At 68.5% G+C, this 15,689-nt stretch carries 16 protein-coding genes; 10 read left to right on the forward strand and 6 right to left on the reverse strand.

What is annotated here, in order from left to right:
• The first annotated feature begins 2 nt into the window (after window positions 1-2).
• Together ribD and ACODRV_RS13555 are read left to right on the forward strand one after the other, a co-directional pair.
• Complete coding sequence (gene ribD, locus ACODRV_RS13550) at window positions 3-641, forward strand: bifunctional diaminohydroxyphosphoribosylaminopyrimidine deaminase/5-amino-6-(5-phosphoribosylamino)uracil reductase RibD (RefSeq protein WP_141625614.1); 639 nt, start codon at window positions 3-5, stop codon at window positions 639-641.
• A 59-nt stretch (window positions 642-700) separates the two neighbouring features.
• Window positions 701-1,975 (forward strand): pentapeptide repeat-containing protein, encoded by a 1,275-nt coding sequence (locus ACODRV_RS13555; RefSeq protein WP_488908665.1) that lies wholly within the window; start codon window positions 701-703, stop codon window positions 1,973-1,975.
• 112 nt (window positions 1,976-2,087) lie between these two features.
• On the opposite strand, the gene ACODRV_RS13560 is transcribed toward ACODRV_RS13555, so the two are convergent.
• The gene (locus ACODRV_RS13560; protein WP_141625616.1) at window positions 2,088-2,555 is read right to left on the reverse strand and encodes an Hsp20 family protein; all 468 of its coding nucleotides are present in this window, start codon (window positions 2,553-2,555) and stop codon (window positions 2,088-2,090) included.
• A gap of 262 nt (window positions 2,556-2,817) precedes the next feature.
• Between ACODRV_RS13560 and ACODRV_RS13565 the strand changes: the two genes are divergently transcribed.
• The 3 genes from ACODRV_RS13565 to ACODRV_RS13575 all read left to right on the forward strand — a co-directional run bounded on the left by ACODRV_RS13565 (window position 2,818) and on the right by ACODRV_RS13575 (window position 5,726).
• Window positions 2,818-3,645 (forward strand): class I SAM-dependent methyltransferase, encoded by an 828-nt coding sequence (locus ACODRV_RS13565; RefSeq protein ID WP_141625617.1) that lies wholly within the window; start codon window positions 2,818-2,820, stop codon window positions 3,643-3,645.
• 96 nt (window positions 3,646-3,741) lie between these two features.
• Window positions 3,742-4,653 carry a class I SAM-dependent methyltransferase gene (locus ACODRV_RS13570; protein WP_141625618.1) on the forward strand — a complete coding sequence of 304 codons (912 nt, stop codon included), beginning with the start codon at window positions 3,742-3,744 and terminating at the stop codon, window positions 4,651-4,653.
• On the forward strand, window positions 4,650-5,726 hold the full coding sequence (locus ACODRV_RS13575) for an alpha/beta fold hydrolase (protein WP_141625619.1): 1,077 nt from the start codon (window positions 4,650-4,652) through the stop codon (window positions 5,724-5,726). Before ACODRV_RS13570 ends, ACODRV_RS13575 begins: the two co-directional genes overlap by 4 nt.
• 146 nt (window positions 5,727-5,872) lie before the next feature.
• On the opposite strand, the gene hisN is transcribed toward ACODRV_RS13575, so the two are convergent.
• Together hisN and ACODRV_RS13585 are read right to left on the reverse strand one after the other, a co-directional pair.
• On the reverse strand, window positions 5,873-6,658 hold the full coding sequence (gene hisN, locus ACODRV_RS13580) for a histidinol-phosphatase (protein WP_488908666.1): 786 nt from the start codon (window positions 6,656-6,658) through the stop codon (window positions 5,873-5,875).
• A gap of 151 nt (window positions 6,659-6,809) precedes the next feature.
• A complete protein-coding gene (locus ACODRV_RS13585; protein ID WP_141625620.1) occupies window positions 6,810-7,187 on the reverse strand; it encodes a helix-turn-helix domain-containing protein in 378 nt (125 codons plus the stop codon).
• Between the two features lie 182 nt (window positions 7,188-7,369).
• On the opposite strand from ACODRV_RS13585, the gene ACODRV_RS13590 reads away from it, so the two are divergent.
• A complete protein-coding gene (locus tag ACODRV_RS13590; protein ID WP_141625621.1) occupies window positions 7,370-7,612 on the forward strand; it encodes a GlsB/YeaQ/YmgE family stress response membrane protein in 243 nt (80 codons plus the stop codon).
• Between the two features lie 52 nt (window positions 7,613-7,664).
• Window positions 7,665-7,901, forward strand: a complete 237-nt coding sequence (locus ACODRV_RS13595; RefSeq protein ID WP_488908667.1) for a hypothetical protein — start codon at window positions 7,665-7,667, stop codon at window positions 7,899-7,901.
• A 324-nt stretch (window positions 7,902-8,225) separates the two neighbouring features.
• On the opposite strand, the gene ACODRV_RS13600 is transcribed toward ACODRV_RS13595, so the two are convergent.
• Complete coding sequence (locus ACODRV_RS13600) at window positions 8,226-8,402, reverse strand: hypothetical protein (protein WP_488908668.1); 177 nt, start codon at window positions 8,400-8,402, stop codon at window positions 8,226-8,228.
• Between ACODRV_RS13600 and ACODRV_RS13605 the strand changes: the two genes are divergently transcribed.
• Complete coding sequence (locus ACODRV_RS13605; RefSeq protein ID WP_488908669.1) at window positions 8,401-10,065, forward strand: GNAT family N-acetyltransferase; 1,665 nt, start codon at window positions 8,401-8,403, stop codon at window positions 10,063-10,065. The two genes, ACODRV_RS13600 and ACODRV_RS13605, sit on opposite strands and share 2 nt — an antisense overlap.
• On the opposite strand, the gene typA is transcribed toward ACODRV_RS13605, so the two are convergent.
• Complete coding sequence (gene typA / locus ACODRV_RS13610) at window positions 10,062-11,894, reverse strand: translational GTPase TypA (protein ID WP_141625623.1); 1,833 nt, start codon at window positions 11,892-11,894, stop codon at window positions 10,062-10,064. The genes ACODRV_RS13605 and typA overlap by 4 nt on opposite strands.
• Before the next feature lie 171 nt (window positions 11,895-12,065).
• A complete protein-coding gene (locus ACODRV_RS13615) occupies window positions 12,066-14,132 on the reverse strand; it encodes an OPT family oligopeptide transporter (protein ID WP_488908670.1) in 2,067 nt (688 codons plus the stop codon).
• Between the two features lie 118 nt (window positions 14,133-14,250).
• On the opposite strand from ACODRV_RS13615, the gene ACODRV_RS13620 reads away from it, so the two are divergent.
• Together ACODRV_RS13620 and mutM are read left to right on the forward strand one after the other, a co-directional pair.
• Window positions 14,251-14,694, forward strand: a complete 444-nt coding sequence (locus ACODRV_RS13620) for a c-type cytochrome (protein ID WP_141625625.1) — start codon at window positions 14,251-14,253, stop codon at window positions 14,692-14,694.
• Between the two features lie 128 nt (window positions 14,695-14,822).
• Complete coding sequence (mutM, locus tag ACODRV_RS13625) at window positions 14,823-15,686, forward strand: bifunctional DNA-formamidopyrimidine glycosylase/DNA-(apurinic or apyrimidinic site) lyase (protein WP_488908671.1); 864 nt, start codon at window positions 14,823-14,825, stop codon at window positions 15,684-15,686.
• The last annotated feature ends 3 nt before the right edge of the window (window positions 15,687-15,689 follow it).

A 15,689-nucleotide genomic window follows, 5' to 3' on the forward strand; every position in this document is an offset into this window, starting at 1 on the left:
CCATGACCACCGCTCAGCAGGCCTCCGACGACATCCGTTTCATGGGCCGGGCCATCGCGCTCGCCAGGGCGCGGATGGGCCAGACCTGGCCGAACCCGGCGGTCGGCTGCGTGATCGTCAAGGACGGCGAGGTCGTGTCCGAGGCCGCCACGGCCCCCGGCGGCCGCCCCCATGCCGAGGAACAGGCGGTCCCCGCGGCGGGCGAGAAGGCGAAGGGCGCGACCGCCTATGTGACCATGGAGCCCTGCGGCGCCCGCTCGTCGGGCCGCACCTCCTGCTCGCACTTCCTGATGGACGCGGGCGTGACCCGCGTGGTCGTGGCCGCTGTCGATCCCTCGCCCTTCGCCTCGGGCCGGGGCGTCGAGCGGCTGACCAAGGCCGGGCTGGAGGTCGAAACCGGCCTGCTCTCGCAGGAGGCCGCCGTCCTGTACGAAGGCTATCTGCACCGGGTCGAGACCGGCCGCCCCATGGTTCGCATCAGCGAGACCGGCGAGGGCTTCGACGCCCGCTTCGCCGCCTCGTCGCGCGCGGACCTGTCGACCGAACTCAAGCGACTGGGCGAGGCCGGTTACACCCGTCTGTGGGTCGGCCCCGGCGAGCTGGCCGAAGCCCTGCGCGAACAGGGCCTGCTGACCAGCTAGCTCACGACAGGGCATTAGAAACACACGTTTTTTTAAGTCGCCTGTGCCAATCCGGGGCAATGTCGGGAAGTAATGCCCAAACCCCGGCCGCCAGAAAGCGGCTGACGCAACAGGAACTGGACGCCATCTGCGTCCGGCACGACCGTCTGTGGCAGGCCAAGCCGGGGGGCGCCCGCGCGGTCTTCGCCTGGATGGACCTGACGGGCCTGTCTCTGGCCGGGCGCAATCTGGCCGACGCCGATTTCGCCGCCGCTTGCCTGATCGACTGCGACCTGACCGGCGCGCGGCTCGATAACGCGACCTTCTTCGGGGCCGACATGCAGGACGCCGTCTTCCGGGACGCCAGCATGCGACGGGCCGATCTGCGCGGCGCCTGCCTGCGCGGCGCGGACCTGACCGGCGCGGACCTGTTCGAGGCGGACCTGCGCGAAGGCACCATCGCCGCGGCGGACTCCCGGCTCGGCTTCCGGGTGGTCGAGGCCCGCTCCATTCGCGACACCACGGCCCAGGGGGCCTGTCTGGCGGGCGCAAATCTGGAGCGCTCCAAGCTGACCGGCGTCATCGCTGTGGCCGCCGACTTTTCGGACGCGGTGATGAAGGACTGCAAACTGGTCCGCGCCAACCTGAAACAGGCCAGCTTCAAGGGCGCGAACCTCGCCGGCGCCGACCTGTCCGGCGCGGACCTGACGGGCGCCGACCTGCGTGACGCCGTACTGGTCGGGGTGAAATCCGCCATGTGGCGCACCGACGGCGCCGATATGGCCGGCGCCCTGACGGACAACCGGTCCGCCGGTGAGCCGGTGGGCAAGATGCCCGCCGCCGAGATGCTGTCCGAACATGCCCAGTGGTGCGAGACCGGCGGCGCCTCGGGCCAGCCGTCCGTCTTCGACGGCGTCGACCTGCGGGCGCTGAAGTCCATCCGCGGCTACAATCTGACGGCCCTGTCGGCCAAGGGCGCTGTTTTCTACGGCCTCGACATGGGCGGAGTGCAGCTTCAGGGCGCGCATCTGGAAGGCGCCGACCTGCGCTCGGTCAACCTGCGCGGCGCCGATCTGCGCGGCGCCCGTCTGGCCCGGTCCCGTCTCGACGGCTCGGACCTGCGCGAGGCCCAGCTCGGGCCCTTGATGATCGCCGCCGACCGCCTGATGTCCGCCGACCTGACCGGCGCCAGCCTCAAGGGCGCGGACCTCTCGGGCGCGGACATGAAGCGCGCCAACCTGACCGACGCCGCTCTGAATCGGGCGATCCTGCACGGCGCCAGCCTGCGCCAGGCCGAGCTTCGCGGCGCCGCCACCTTCGGCGCCAAGGGCCTGGACGCGGCGCTTCAGGCATAGAAAAAGGGGCGACGCATCGCGCCGCCCCTCTCTTCTTTTGGCCTGGCGCCTGTCGGCTGCTTGAGGCCGGGTTCGGCCAACCTTCAGGGTTCGGCTTCTGGTCTGACGACGCTTACGCCGCCTTGGTCTTCTTGTCTTCGATCAGCTTCGAACCGCCGCCGATCTCGATACGGCGGGGCTTCAGCGCTTCCGGCAGTTCACGGGCCAGCTCGATGGACAGCAGGCCGTTCGCCAGGTCGGCGGTCTTCACGACCACATAATCGGCCAACTGGAACCGGCGCTCGAAATCGCGCTCGGCCAGACCGCGGTGCAGGAAGTTGCGCTCGGCGCCCGCATCGTCATTGGCGGTCTTGCGACCGGTCACGGTGAGCAGGTTCTCCTTCACCTCGATGTTCAGCTCGTCAGGCGTGAAGCCAGCGACGGCGATCTCGATGCGATAGGCGTTCTCGCCGGTGGTCTCGATGTTGTAGGGCGGCCAACCGTTCTCCTGGCTGGTGCGCGCGGCGCTTTCCAGCAGACTGGCCAGACGGTCGAAGCCGACGGCCGAACGGTAGAGCGGCGAGAAATCATAGGTACGCATGTGTCATCCTCCTGAGGATCAGCAAGGTTGTCGGTCCTGCGGTTTGTTGCCCGGACCGAGGATGGGAGTTCGGCTCGTGCGGCCCGTGATCGGCCCCGCGCGCTCCGGAGGCCCCGACATCGGCGGCCTCGGAAAGTCAGATGGGAAGCCGCGTTTCGACGTCAAGAGCGCGTGATCGTGTCGCGCAGGACGTGATGCATCTTGCCCCTGCCGCACTCCGCCGTCAGGGTCGCGCCTCCTTCAAATGAAGCGGGGCTCCCCGATGCGACTTACCCTTCTGGCCGCGACCAGCGCTTTCCTTGTCCCGACCGCCGCCATGGCCCAGGCGCTGCCGACGCTCCCGTCTCTGGATGAAAGCCCGTCCCAACGTTCGGCCCGCCGCGCCGCCATGCTTCCGCCCGAACTTCAGGAAGACGCCGCCCTGCAGGCCGCCGTCGCGTCCCCGACCCGTCCCGAGGCCGATCGCGCCCGTGACGCCGCCCGCCATCCCTTCGAGACCCTGACGTTCTGGGGCCTGCGTCCCGGCCTGACGGTGGTGGAGATCGAGCCCGGCCGCGCCGGATGGTGGCGAAACATCCTCGAGCCCTATGCGGCCGCGACCGGTGGCCGCTATGTCGGGGTCAATCGCCCGCTGGAGGGCATGGGGGTCGAGGACGGATCGGCGGACATGATCGTGGTCGCCCGCGCCCTGCATAACTGGCACCGCGCCGGTCGCACCGCGCCCTATATGGCGGCCTTCTTCAAGGCGCTGAAGCCGGGCGGCGTTCTGGCCATCGAGCAGCATCGCGGCGCCGAAGGCCTGAACGCCGACCAGACCGCCCCGACCGGCTATGTCTCCGAAAGCTATGTGATCCACGCCGCCCAGGCCGCGGGCTTCGTGCTGGAGGGGCGAAGCGAACTGAACGCCAATCCGGCCGATGACCACAATCACCCCTTCGGCGTCTGGACCCTGCCGCCGACGCGGGTGAGCGCGCCGCGCGAGGGCAACGCCAATGATCGCCCCACGCCCCTGACGGAGGAGGAGCGCGCTCGCTTCGACGCGATCGGCGAGAGCGACCGCATGACCCTGCGATTCCGCAAGCCGGAGTAAGCAGGTGCCGCTTCCGATCCCGGTTTTGACCCTGCGCGGGAACAAGGTTAAGCCCTCCGCTCCGGTGGCGGTCCGACCGCTCCGCGGGGGCCGTGCATGACGAAGATCACCGAGGGTTTGCGACCGTTGCTGTCTCGCCGGGGCGTATTGTCCGGCGTTGCGGCCTCGGCCCTCGTCGGTCTGGCCGCCTGCGGGAAGAAGGAACAGACCGCCGAGCCGCCGGAAACCCCCAACGGTCCGCCCAAGGGCTCGCTGGAGTGGGCCGTGGCCGGTCCCTGGCGCGCCCAGGACCGCTGGCGTGACGGCGCCCGCCATCCGATGGAGACCCTGCGTTTCTTCGGCCTTCAGCCGCGCATGACCGTGGTCGATTTCTGGCCCGGCAGTGGCTGGTACACAGAGATTCTGGCCCCCTATCTCGCCGAGGGCGCCGGTCACTATATCGCCGCCGGCTATCAGACCGGACCGGGCGCGGATCCGGCGCAGGTCCAGCTCATGGGCGCCTTCCAGCAGCGGTTCGCCAACGATCGCAAACTGTATGGCGAGATCGAGCTGACCAGCTTCGGCCCGACCTCCGGACCGGTGGCCCCCGCCGGAACCGCCGATCTGGTTCTGTTCATGCGCAGCATCCATGCCTGGATGGCCGCGGGCATCGCCGAAAAGGCCTTCGCCGACGCCTGGGCGGCCCTGCGTCCCGGCGGCATTCTGGGTGTCGAGCAACACCGTCTCGGTCCCGAGGAGGACCAGGACCCGGTCGCCGCGAACGGATACGTGCAGGAAGCGTTCGTCAGACAACTGGCCGCCGAAGCGGGCTTCGCCTTCGTCGCTGCGTCGGAAATCAACGCGAATGAAAGGGATACCAAGGATCATCCCTTTGGAGTGGACACCTTGCCGCCGCTGCGCCTGACCGCGGCGCGTGGTTCTCCGCCGGACCCGAGCTTTGATCGAACGAAGTATGAAGAGATCGGGGAAAGCGACCGCATGACCTTGAAATTCAGGAAGCCTGAGTGAACCGAGCCGCCGCCTATGCCGCCAATGCGCCCCTGATGGGCGTTCCGGGCGCTTCCTCGCCTCCCGGCGGCGAGGGAGAGTGGTTCCGCGGCGCGGGCGGTCTGCGTCTGCGCGCCGCCTTCTGGACGCCCTCGGCTCTGGTGGCCCGCAAGCCGCGCGGCACCGTGGTGCTCAGCCCCGGCCGCACCGAGCCGATCGAGAAGTATTTTGAGGTCATCGGCAACTTCCTGGCGCGGGGTTGGTGCGTTCTGGCCCATGACTGGCGGGGGCAGGGTCTGTCGGCCCGCCTGCTGCCGGACCGGCTGAAAGGGCACGCCCGCGCGGTCGAGGAATTCCTGGACGACTACGCCCGCCTGCTCGACGCTTTCGAGGCCCGCGCGCCCAAGCCGTGGGTCATGGTCGGCCATTCGATGGGCGGCGCCCTGAACCTTATGACGCTCGAGAACGGTGAAAGCCGCTTCTCCGGCGCGATCCTGTCCAGCCCGATGCTGCGCATCCGGACCGGCAAACGGTCGATGTGGTCGGTCAAGCTGGCGGTGCGCTGGAACCTGCGTCACGGCAAGGCGGGCGACTATGTCCTCGACGACGCCGACGATCCCTTCGACCACACCTTCGAGAAGGACGCCCTGACGTCCGACGAGACCCGCTACGAGCAGTGGCGGCAGCAACTGTACGCCTGCCCGCATCTGGCGGTCGGCGGTCCGACCTGGGGCTGGCTCGCTTTCGGGCTGGACGTCGGCGAACGCGCGCTGAAGCCCAAGGCTCTGAAGGCCGTCCGCATCCCTGTCGCCGTGGTGCAATCGGGCGAGGATGATCGCGTCTGGAAGCAGACCAACAAGTGGGCGGCTCGCCGTCTGGGCCGTGGTCGCTACGTCGAGGTCCCCGGCGCCAAGCATGAAGTCATCATGGAGACCGACGACAAGCGCGCGGTCTTCCTCGAGGAATTCGACGCCATGGCCGCCTATGTCTCGCCGGTCGAGGATCTCAGCCCGACCGCGGCGGCCGAACCCGCCGCCGCTGAACCGGCCGCTGACGTGGGCTTCCCACAGGGCACGGAACCTTCGGCGGCCTGAGCCCGGCTAGTGATTGGCGGTTAGTGATTCGTGGGTGGCCGCTGGTCGGCCTGCGTCAGGGCGACAACCGCCTTTCGCGGCATCGAACCACTAATCACTAACCGCCAATCACTAGCCGGGCGCCGCCTCCACCGACGGCCCTCGGCCTAAACCGCTGCCCGCTTCAGAGTCACCAGCGCCTGTTCGATCAGGCGTTCGTCGCCTACGGCCAGCACCTGTCCGGCGTCATCGGGCGCGCCGCCGCGCCAGTTGACCACCTTGCCGCCTGCCGCCTCGATGACGGGCACGAGGGCGGACCAGTCCCAGGGTTTCAGGCTGGTCTCGGCGACCAGATCCATCTTTCCGGCCGCCACCATCGCATAGGCGTAGGCGTCGCAGCCCAGCCGGGCCAGTCGCGCCGCCGCCCGCACCTGCGTCCAGGCGCCCAGTTCGGCGCCGTTGAAGATGTTCGGATCGGTGGTCGAGATCGTCGCCTCGGTCAGCTTTTCGCAGGACCGCGTCTTCAGCGGGGTCTCCTGACCGCCGCGTATCAGGCGCGCGCCGGATGGTCCGCCCAGGAAGATCTCGTCCAGATAGGGCTGGGCGATCACGCCCACGCTCGGTCTCCCCTGCACCCGCAGGGCGATCAGCGTCGTCCACAGGGGCAGGCCCGAGATGAACGCTCTTGTTCCATCAATAGGGTCCAGCACCCAGACGAACTCGGCGTCCGGCCGGTCCTCGCCGTATTCCTCGCCGATCACGCCGTGGTCGGGATAGCGTTCGGCGATCAGCTTGCGGATCGCGGCCTCGGCCTGTTTGTCGGCCTCGGTGACCGGGTCGAAGCCCGCCTTGCCGCCCTTGTCCTCATGTCCGATGTCCGAACGGAAGAAGGGCAGGGTGACGGTCGCCGCCGCGTTCGCCAGCTCAACGATGAAGCGCTCATGTTCGGTCATGACAGGCGGGATACTCACGCCCCGCCGTCATGTCACCCTCCGACGCCGTGCAATGCGCGGATGGGCCGCCGATCAGACACGCGGTGCAACGCGCGTCCGGAAACCCTCGCCCTCACAGCACGCGACCGTGTCGCGTGCGCTAGGGCAAGCATCAAGCGGGCGAGCCGTCCGTGTGCAGCGACTTGGCCAGATCCAGCAGGCGTCGGCGCGGCTTCTCGTCGAGCTGATAGTAGGCCTGGATCAGGTCGAGCGTTTCCTTGCGGGAAAACATCTCGCCGCCCTGGCTGGCGGCCTCGCGGCGCTCGATGGCCTCTTCCAGCCCGTCGTAGAAATAGCTCACCGGCGATTCCAGCGCTTCGGCCAGCTGCCACAGGCGGGCGGCCGAGATGCGGTTGGCGCCGCATTCGTACTTCTGGATCTGCTGGAAGCGGATGCCGACCTGGATGGCCAGCTGCTGCTGGGTCAGGCCCAGCAGGCGACGGCGGCGACGCAGCCGACGTCCGAGGTGAAGATCGATGTCCGAAGCCATGGCCCGGGTCCCTTGATGGATCGCCTGTCCCGAAGCGGGACGGCTCGCCTTTCACGCGGCAAGGGACATGCCGCGCTCGCGTCCTTGGGGATTACGGAAAATCGCGGTTCTGCCCAGTGGAGGCAACCCGACCTCGACCGAGGCGTTTCCGGCCCGAGCGTTGCTTTTTGGAGAAGGCTGAAATGACCATCATCTTCTGGATTATCGTCGGCATCATAGCGGGCTGGCTGGCCGAACAGATCATGGGCCGCAACCACGGCCTGCTGACCAATCTGATCGTGGGTATCCTGGGCGCCATCCTCGGCGGTTTCATCGCCAACGCCCTGGGCTTCTCGTGGGGCGGCTGGATCGGTTCGACCCTCGTCGCCACCCTGGGCGCCATCCTGCTGCTGTTCCTGCTGGGACTGTTCAAGCGAAAGGCCTGATGATCAGTCGGGCCTGAAAAAAGGGCGGCTCCGCGAGGAGCCGCCCTTTCTGTTGCGTCATGTCGATCAGGCGCCGGGAGGGCTCTGGCCTTCGCCCGGCGCGGGCTCCGGCGATGGCGTGGGTTCGCCCGCTGTCCGGGGTTCCGGCGCGGTGGTCGGAGGCGAGGCCTCCGGCGGCGAGGTCGGTTCCGAAGGGGCCGGCGTCGGAGCAGGCTCCGGCATGGGCTCTGGCGCCGGGGGCGCGGACGGCTCGGGCGCGGCGGCGATCGCGGGCGCGGCGGAGAACTGACTCGCCGTCCAGCCGACCTTCACGCCGTTGGCCTGCGGCTCAAGACCGCCGGACGTCGGAACGCCGCGAAGCACGCCGTCGGAACCGCGGACAGTAAGCTCCTGTCCGGAAGGCCCGTTGCGGACGCCTTCAAGAACGCCGAGGGGCAAGCCGTCCGAGCCGACCACGGGCGACCCGGGCTGAAGCTCAAGCGAGCGGGGCTGGGCAGAGGCGGGAGGGGCGGACGGGTCTTGTTACGGCGCCGTGCCGTCCTGGGCGATCGCCGGAGCGGTCATGAGGAACAGGCCGGCGACGCCGGTGAGGAGCGCGGTCTTTCGCATGATGTCAGCTTTCAATCTGGGCGGGCAAGATTGCTCGCCCGGTCCCAACACGGCCTGTTTCTGTTTGTTTCAGCTGCCCGAAAATGACCTTGGGCTTGCCGTGATTGGCCGACTTCGGGTCTATCTGCGCCATGTTCAAGGTAAACGGCGCGCGGGCGAGCAGACTGATCGGCAGGGCCATGGCCCTGCTGTTCGAGGTGTCACCCCAGATCTTCGCCGCGCTGTGCGTCGGCGCGGCCGCCCTGCTGCTGACTTCCGGCGTGACGCCCGCCTATGAGGACCGGCTGGATCATATCCGCGCCGTCCTGCCGCCGATTCTGATTGAACTGTCCCACTTCGGGGCCAGTATCTCCGGATTCCTCCTGCTGCTGCTGTCGGCGGGGCTCTGGCGTCGTCGGCGGGGCGCCTGGCTGGCCGCCATCGTGGTCCTGCTCGTCGCGGCCTTCTTCTCGCTGCTCAAGGGACTGGATTGGGAAGAGGCAGCGCAAGTGCTGTTGCTCGCCGCGCTTCTGGCCCCCTGCCGCGCGGCGTTCGACCGTCGCTCGCGGGTGTTCGAGACCCTGTCGCCCTCGTGGCTGATGCTGGTCTTGACCGTGGTGGCGGGCATGCTCTGGCTCGGCTTCTTCGCCTATCGCGATGTGGCCTATTCCGATGACCTGTGGTGGAGCCTGCTGATCGACCGTGAGGTGTCGGGCTTCCTGCGCGTCGGCGCCGTTCTCGCCCTGCTGGCCGTCATTGTCGCCGGACGGTCCCTGATCTCCGCCCCGGGCGCCCGCAGCCACGGCCCCGCCGACGACGCCGATATCCAGCGCGCCCTGACGGTGCTGCACGCCGGGGAGGGCGTGATGCCGGACGGCTGGCTGGCCATGCTGCGCGACAAGGCCCTGATGTTCAGCCCCTCGGGCCGGACCTTCCTGGCCTATCGCGTCATCGGTCGCCGCTGGATCACCATGGGAGAGCCTGTCGGCCCGCAGGAGGAGCGTCTGCCCCTGCTCTGGGCCTTCGCCGAGCTGGCCGACAGCTACGGCGGCGTTCCGGTCTTCTATGCGGTCGAGGAAAGCGCGCTGGCCGACCTCGCCACCCTTGGCCTCGCGGTCCGCAAGATCGGCGAGGAGGCCCTGGTCGACACCCACGCCTTCACCCTTCAGGGCAAGTCGCGCCAGAACCTGCGCACCGCCGTCAATCGCTGCGAACGCGAGGGGGCGAACTTCGAGATGCTCCCGCCCGGCGGCGCCGCGGACGTCATGGACCAGCTGAAGGCCGTGTCCGATGTCTGGCTGACCCACCACATCGGGGTCGAGAAGGGGTTTTCGCTGGGCCGTTTCGATCCGGCCTATCTGACGCTCACCCCGGTCGCTGTCGTGCGGCAGGAAGGACGGATCATCGCCTTCGCCAATCTGATGCCCGGCGGCGACCGGCTGGCGGTGGACCTGATGCGCTTCACCCCCGATGCGCCCCCCGGCGTCATGGACTATCTGTTCATCCGCGCCATCGAATGGGCGAAGGAGGCCGAGTACCGCTGGCTCGACCTCGGCCGCGCGCCCCTGGCGGGCCTCGAGAACCGTCGTCTGGCCCCCGTCTTCGCCCGCGTCGGCGCCCTTGTGTTCGAGGAGGGCGGCGCCCTGTATGGCTTCGCGGGCCTGCGCGCCTGGAAGGCCAAGTTCGCGCCCGACTGGCGGCCCTGCTTCATCGCCGCCCCGACCTCGACCCCGCTGGCTCTCGCCCTGCTGGACGTCGCCCTGCTGACCAGCGGCGGCTGGACCGGCATGCTGGGCCTGAATGCAAAAAGGGCGAGCCCTGCGGCCCGCCCTTCTGAAGCTCCGGCTATCGCCGACGCAGCCTAGTCTTCCTTCACGCGACGCTTGCGGAAGCTGGGGTTCAGCACCGACTTGCGCAGGCGGATCGACTTCGGCGTCACTTCCACCAGTTCGTCGCTTTCGATGTAGGCGATGGCCTGTTCCAGCGACGGACGACGCGGCGGGGTCAGGCGCACGGCCTCGTCCTTGCCCGAGGCGCGGACGTTGGTCAGTTGTTTGCCCTTGATCGGGTTGACGTCCAGGTCGTCCGACCGCGAGTTCTCGCCGATGATCATGCCCTGATAGGTCTTCTCGCCGGCGCCGACGAACATCACGCCGCGCTCTTCGAGGTTCCACAGGGCGTAGGCCGCCGTTTCACCATCCGAGTTCGACACCAGCACGCCCTTCAGGCGGCCCTCGATCGCGCCCTTGTAGGGCTCGTAGTGGCTGAACACGCGGTTCAGCACGCCCGAGCCGCGGGTGTCGGTCAGGAACTCGCCCTGATAGCCGATCAGCGAACGCGACGGGCAGGCCAGCTGGATACGGGTCTTGCCGGCGCCCGACGGGCCCATGTCCTTCAGTTCGGCCTTGCGGGTCGACAGCTTCTCGATGACCACGCCGGTGAACTCGTCATCCACGTCGATGACCACGTCCTCGATGGGCTCCAGACGCTCGCCGTTCTCGCCGGTCTGATAGACCACGCGCGGACGGCTGATCGACACCTCGAAGCCCTCGCGGCGCATGTTCTCGATCAGCACGCCCAGTTGCAGTTCGCCGCGACCGGCGACTTCATAGGCGTCGGCGCCCGGCGTCTCGGTCACGCGGATGGCGACGTTGGCCTCGGCTTCCTTCAGCAGGCGGTCACGGATGACGCGCGACTGGACCTTGTCGCCTTCGCGACCGGCCAGCGGGCTGTCGTTCACGCCGACGGTCATCGAGATGGTCGGCGGGTCGATCGGCTGGGCGTCCAGCGGCTCGGTGACTTCCAGCGCGCACAGGGTGTCGGCCACGGTGGCCTTGGACATGCCGGCGATGGCGACGATGTCGCCTGCTTCCGACCCTTCGTCCAGCGCCTGACGCTTCAGGCCGCGGAAGGCCAGAACCTTGGTGATACGGCCCTGTTCGATCTGCTTGCCGTCGCGGTCCAGCGCCTTGATCGGCATGCCCGGAATGGCTTTGCCGCTCTCGATGCGGCCGGTCAGGATGCGGCCCAGGAACGGATCGGACTCGATCAGCACGTTCAGGATGCGGAACGGCTGGTCCTTGTTGGCCTGCACGGCGGGCGGCGGCACGTGCTCGACGATCAGGTCGAACAGCGGGGCCAGGGTGTCCGACTTCTCGTTCAGGTCCAGCGTCGCCCAGCCGTTGCGGCCCGAGGCGTAGATGTGCGGGAAGTCCAGTTGCTCTGGCGTGGCGCCGATGGCCTCGAACAGCTCGATGGTTTCCAGGTGAACGCGGTCCGGGTCAGCGTGGGCGCGGTCGACCTTGTTGATGCAGAGGATGGGACGCAGGCCCATCTTCAGCGCCTTGGTCAGCACGAATTTGGTCTGGGGCATGACGCCCTCTTCGGCGTCCACCAGGATGACGCAGCCGTCCACCATGCCCAGGATGCGCTCGACTTCGCCGCCGAAGTCGGCGTGGCCGGGGGTGTCGATGATGTTGATGCGGGTCTCGCCGGCCTTGCCGTTCCACAGCACCGAGGTGGCCTTGGCCAGAATGGTGATGCCGCGCTCTTTTTCCTGGTCATTGGAGTCCATCGCGCGCTCGGTCGTCGCTTCGTTGGCTCGGAACACGCCCGATTGAGCGAGCAGTTGGTCAACCAGGGTCGTCTTGCCGTGGTCAACGTGGGCGATGATGGCGACGTTGCGCAGATTCATTTGAGTATCGCGAATGGGCGGCCGGAACGGTTCGGGCCGCTGGACAGGGCGTAATTGCAGGGAAGGCGCGCGCCTCATACAGGCCCGAACGCCGAAACGCCAGTGCGCGTGAAGCACGCACTGGCGCCGGATGTTCGCTTATCGCCGCCGAAAGCGGCGATCAGAGGGCGGTCAAACCTTGGCCGACTGGCGCTTGATCCAGTTGTACAGGGCTAGGGCGATCAGGCCGAAGACCAGCGCGCCGGTCAGCATGCCGCCGCCTTCCGGCCAGTGCTCGCCGATGCCGAAGACCGCGAACGGCGCCTCGTTTTCGGTGCCGCCGATGACGCCCGCGTTCAGCACGCCGAACAGGCTTTCACCGACGATCAGGCCGGAGGCCATCAGGATGCCCATGCGCTTGCCGACCTCCTCGAACGACTTGCCCTTCAGCGCCTTCTCGTAAAGCCAGCCGGCGGTCGCGCCGATGACCAGCATCGTCGTGATGGCGGCGGGCAGGTAGAAGCCGATGCCGACGGCCAGCGGGGGCAGCTTGATCCTGCCCTTGGTCGTCGCGCTCAGCACGGCGTCCAGAATGATCACGGCCACGCCGATCACGGCGCCGACGCCGATCAGGTCCCAGCGCAGGTCGCCGCTGATGACGCCCTTGGCCAGAGCCGAGATCAGGGTCGCCTGCGGCGCCGCCAGCGGCTCCGAGGCGATGCCGACCGGTCCACCCTCGAAGCCGAACGCGCGGTTCATGGCGTTCAGCACGAAGGGGATGACGATGGCGCCGGCGACCACGCCGACGATCAGGGCCGTCTGCTGACGCCACGGCGTGGCGGCCACCAGCTGACCGGTCTTCAGGTCCTGCAGGTTGTCGTTGGCGATGACGGCCACGGCGAAGACGATGGCGGTGACGATCAGGGCGTAGGTGATGAAGGCCGGATCGGCGGGAACGCCCGCGATGGCGATGACGGCGAGCATCAGCAGCGAAGCGACCACGATCGCCAGAATGCCGACGCCCGACACCGGGCTGTTCGACGAACCGATCAGACCGGCCATGTAGCCGCAGATGGCGGCCACGGCGAAGCCGATGATGACCACATAGACTACGCCGCCCGCGACCAGCATCGGGGCGGTGGCGGCCAGCGCGGGCTGGGTGTTGGCGACGAAGGCCAGCAGGGCCGCGATGCCGATCACGCAGGCGACGGAGACGCTGCCGACCCAGTTGATCGGAATGTCCTGCTCGGTGCGGTCCAGCACTTCGCCGCCCTTGCGCCTTGCCTGGGTGGCCAGCGCCGAGGTCAGGCCGCCGACCAGCGGGCCGGCCAGCTTGATCAGGGTCCAGATGGCGGCCACGCCGATGACGCCCGCGCCCATGAAGCGGACTTCGTTGCGCCACACGGTATTGGCCAGTTCAGCGGCCGATGCGCCCGGCGCCACGCTGGCGGCCAGCGATTCCAGACCCATCCCGGCGGTCCAGGTGACATAGTCCGGCGAGGTCATGATCGGAACGATGATGAACCAGGCGACCAGCAGGCCGAACAGCTGGGCCAGACCCACGGTCAGGCCGATCAGGTGACCGGCGCCCAGCAGGGCGAACTGCATCCCGGCGCCCAGACCGGTCGCGCCGCCGCCGAGCGCGGCGGGCAGTTTGACGAAGCGGGCGGCTTCACCGGCGAACACGCGCGCCGCCTGCAGGAAGGCGAACAGGGCAGAGGCGACGGCCGACCAGACCACGACCCACAGGCCGGCCTTGTTTTCCCGCACCGCGCTTTCGGTCTGATCCGCGCCGCGCGAACCGACCTTCAGCACCTCGGCCGCGGCCACGCCTTCGGGGTAGGGCAGGCCGCCGTTGACGACCAGCGCCCGGCGCAGCGGGATCGAGAAGGTGACCCCCAGAATGCCGCCCAGCAGACAGATGGTGATCGACTCCCAGATCGGGAACTCGCGCCAGGCGCCGACCATGATCAGGCCGGGCAGGACGAAGATGATGGCGCTCATCGCCCCGCCGACGGAGGCGACGGTCTGCACCGTCATGTTTTCCCAGATGGTCGAGGTGCGGAACGTCCGCATTACCGCCATGGCGATCACCGCCGCCGGAATGGCCGAGGCGAAAGTCAGTCCGACCCGCAGGCCCAGATAGACGTTGGCGGCGGTGAAGATCACCGCCAGAAGACAGCCCAGGATCAGCGCCCGGATCGTCAGTTCAATGCGTTTGCCGCCCGGCGTTGCAGGCGTGTTGGTGGCGTCCGTCATGCGGCCCTCTCCCGATGTTGCGCGGACCTAAACCCGAAACTGTGCAGCCGTCGAGAGGCGGCGCGATTGACAGCGCCGCCGCCGCGCCCGACCGTCGCCGAAACGGGAGGGAGACCCCATGAAGAGAATGCTGATCCTGTCCGCCGTCGGCCTGCTGTGCCTCGGCGGCGCCGCCAACGCCCAGGGCGCGCCCGAGGCGCTGGTGAAGGCCCGTCAGGCGGGGATGATCCTGTCCGGCAATGTCGTCGGCGGGATCAAGGCGGCTATCGACGCCGGTCAGGCGCCCTCGACCCAGCGCGGCGCCGTGCGTGGTCTGGCGCGCTGGGCGCACACCCTGCCGGACCTGTTCCCCGAAGGCACCGATCCGGACACCGTGGACACCGGCGCCAAACCCGCCGTCTGGACGGATCGCGCCGGCTTCAATGCGAAAGCCGCCGAGTTCTCCGCCGCCGTCGACCGCCTGTCCCAGCTCTCGCAGGGCGATGACGCCGCCGCCTTCTCGGCCCAGTGGGCCACGGTCCGCGCCGGCTGTCAGAGCTGTCACTCGGTCTACAAGGACTAGGCGTCGCGCCCGGCCGGTGATTAGGGGTTGGTGATTGGTGGTCGCCGGTTCACCACCGGAGCCCCGATGGCGCCGGCCGCTGTGCGCCACCCACCAATCACCGATCACCAACCACCGCGAAGCCGCCCATGCCCGAACTTCCCGAGGTCGAAACCGTCCGACGCGGCCTGCAGCCGGTGATGGAGGGCGCGCGACTGGATCGGACGCGCCAGAACCGTCCCGACCTGCGTTTCCCCTTCCCCGACCGCTTCCCGGAACGGCTGGACGGCGCGGTGGTCGAGCGGATTGACCGGCGGGCCAAATATCTGCTGATGCGGCTTTCGACCGGCGAGACCTGGGTGACCCACCTCGGCATGACCGGCCGCTTCACCCTCGACGGCCGCCAGCTGGGCGAGTTCGAGGAGCCCGCCCCCATCGCGGGCAAGCACGAGCACATGAGCTTCTGCACCACCCTGAACGGCGTCACCCATCGCGTGGGCTTCGCCGACGCCCGCCGCTTCGGCTTCATGGGCCTGATCCCCACCGATCAGGTGGAAGCCCATCCGTGGTTCGCGGGCATGGGGCCCGAGCCGCTGGGCAACGCCTTCTCCGGCGCCCACCTGTCGGAGGTGTTCGCGGGCCGCAAGCAGAACATCAAGGTCAGCCTCCTGGACCAGCGGCTCGTCGCCGGTCTGGGCAATATCTACGTCTGCGAGGCCCTGTACCGCGCCCGCATCTCGCCGTTGGTCGCCGCTGGCAAGGTTTCCCGCCCCCGCCTCGAAACCCTCGCCGCCGTCATCCGCGATGTCCTGAACGACGCCATCGAGGCGGGCGGTTCGACCCTGCGCGACTTCGCCAACGCCGAGGGCGGGCAGGGCTATTTCCAGCACCGCTTCGACGTCTACGGCCGCGAGGGCGAACCCTGCCGCGCTGAAGGCTGCACCGGCGTGGTCAAACGCATCGTCCAGTCCGGCCGCTCGACCTTCTTCTGTCCGTCCTGCCAGAAGCGCTAGCTC

The sequence above is a fragment of the Brevundimonas sp. FG8 genome, from assembly GCF_057808845.1.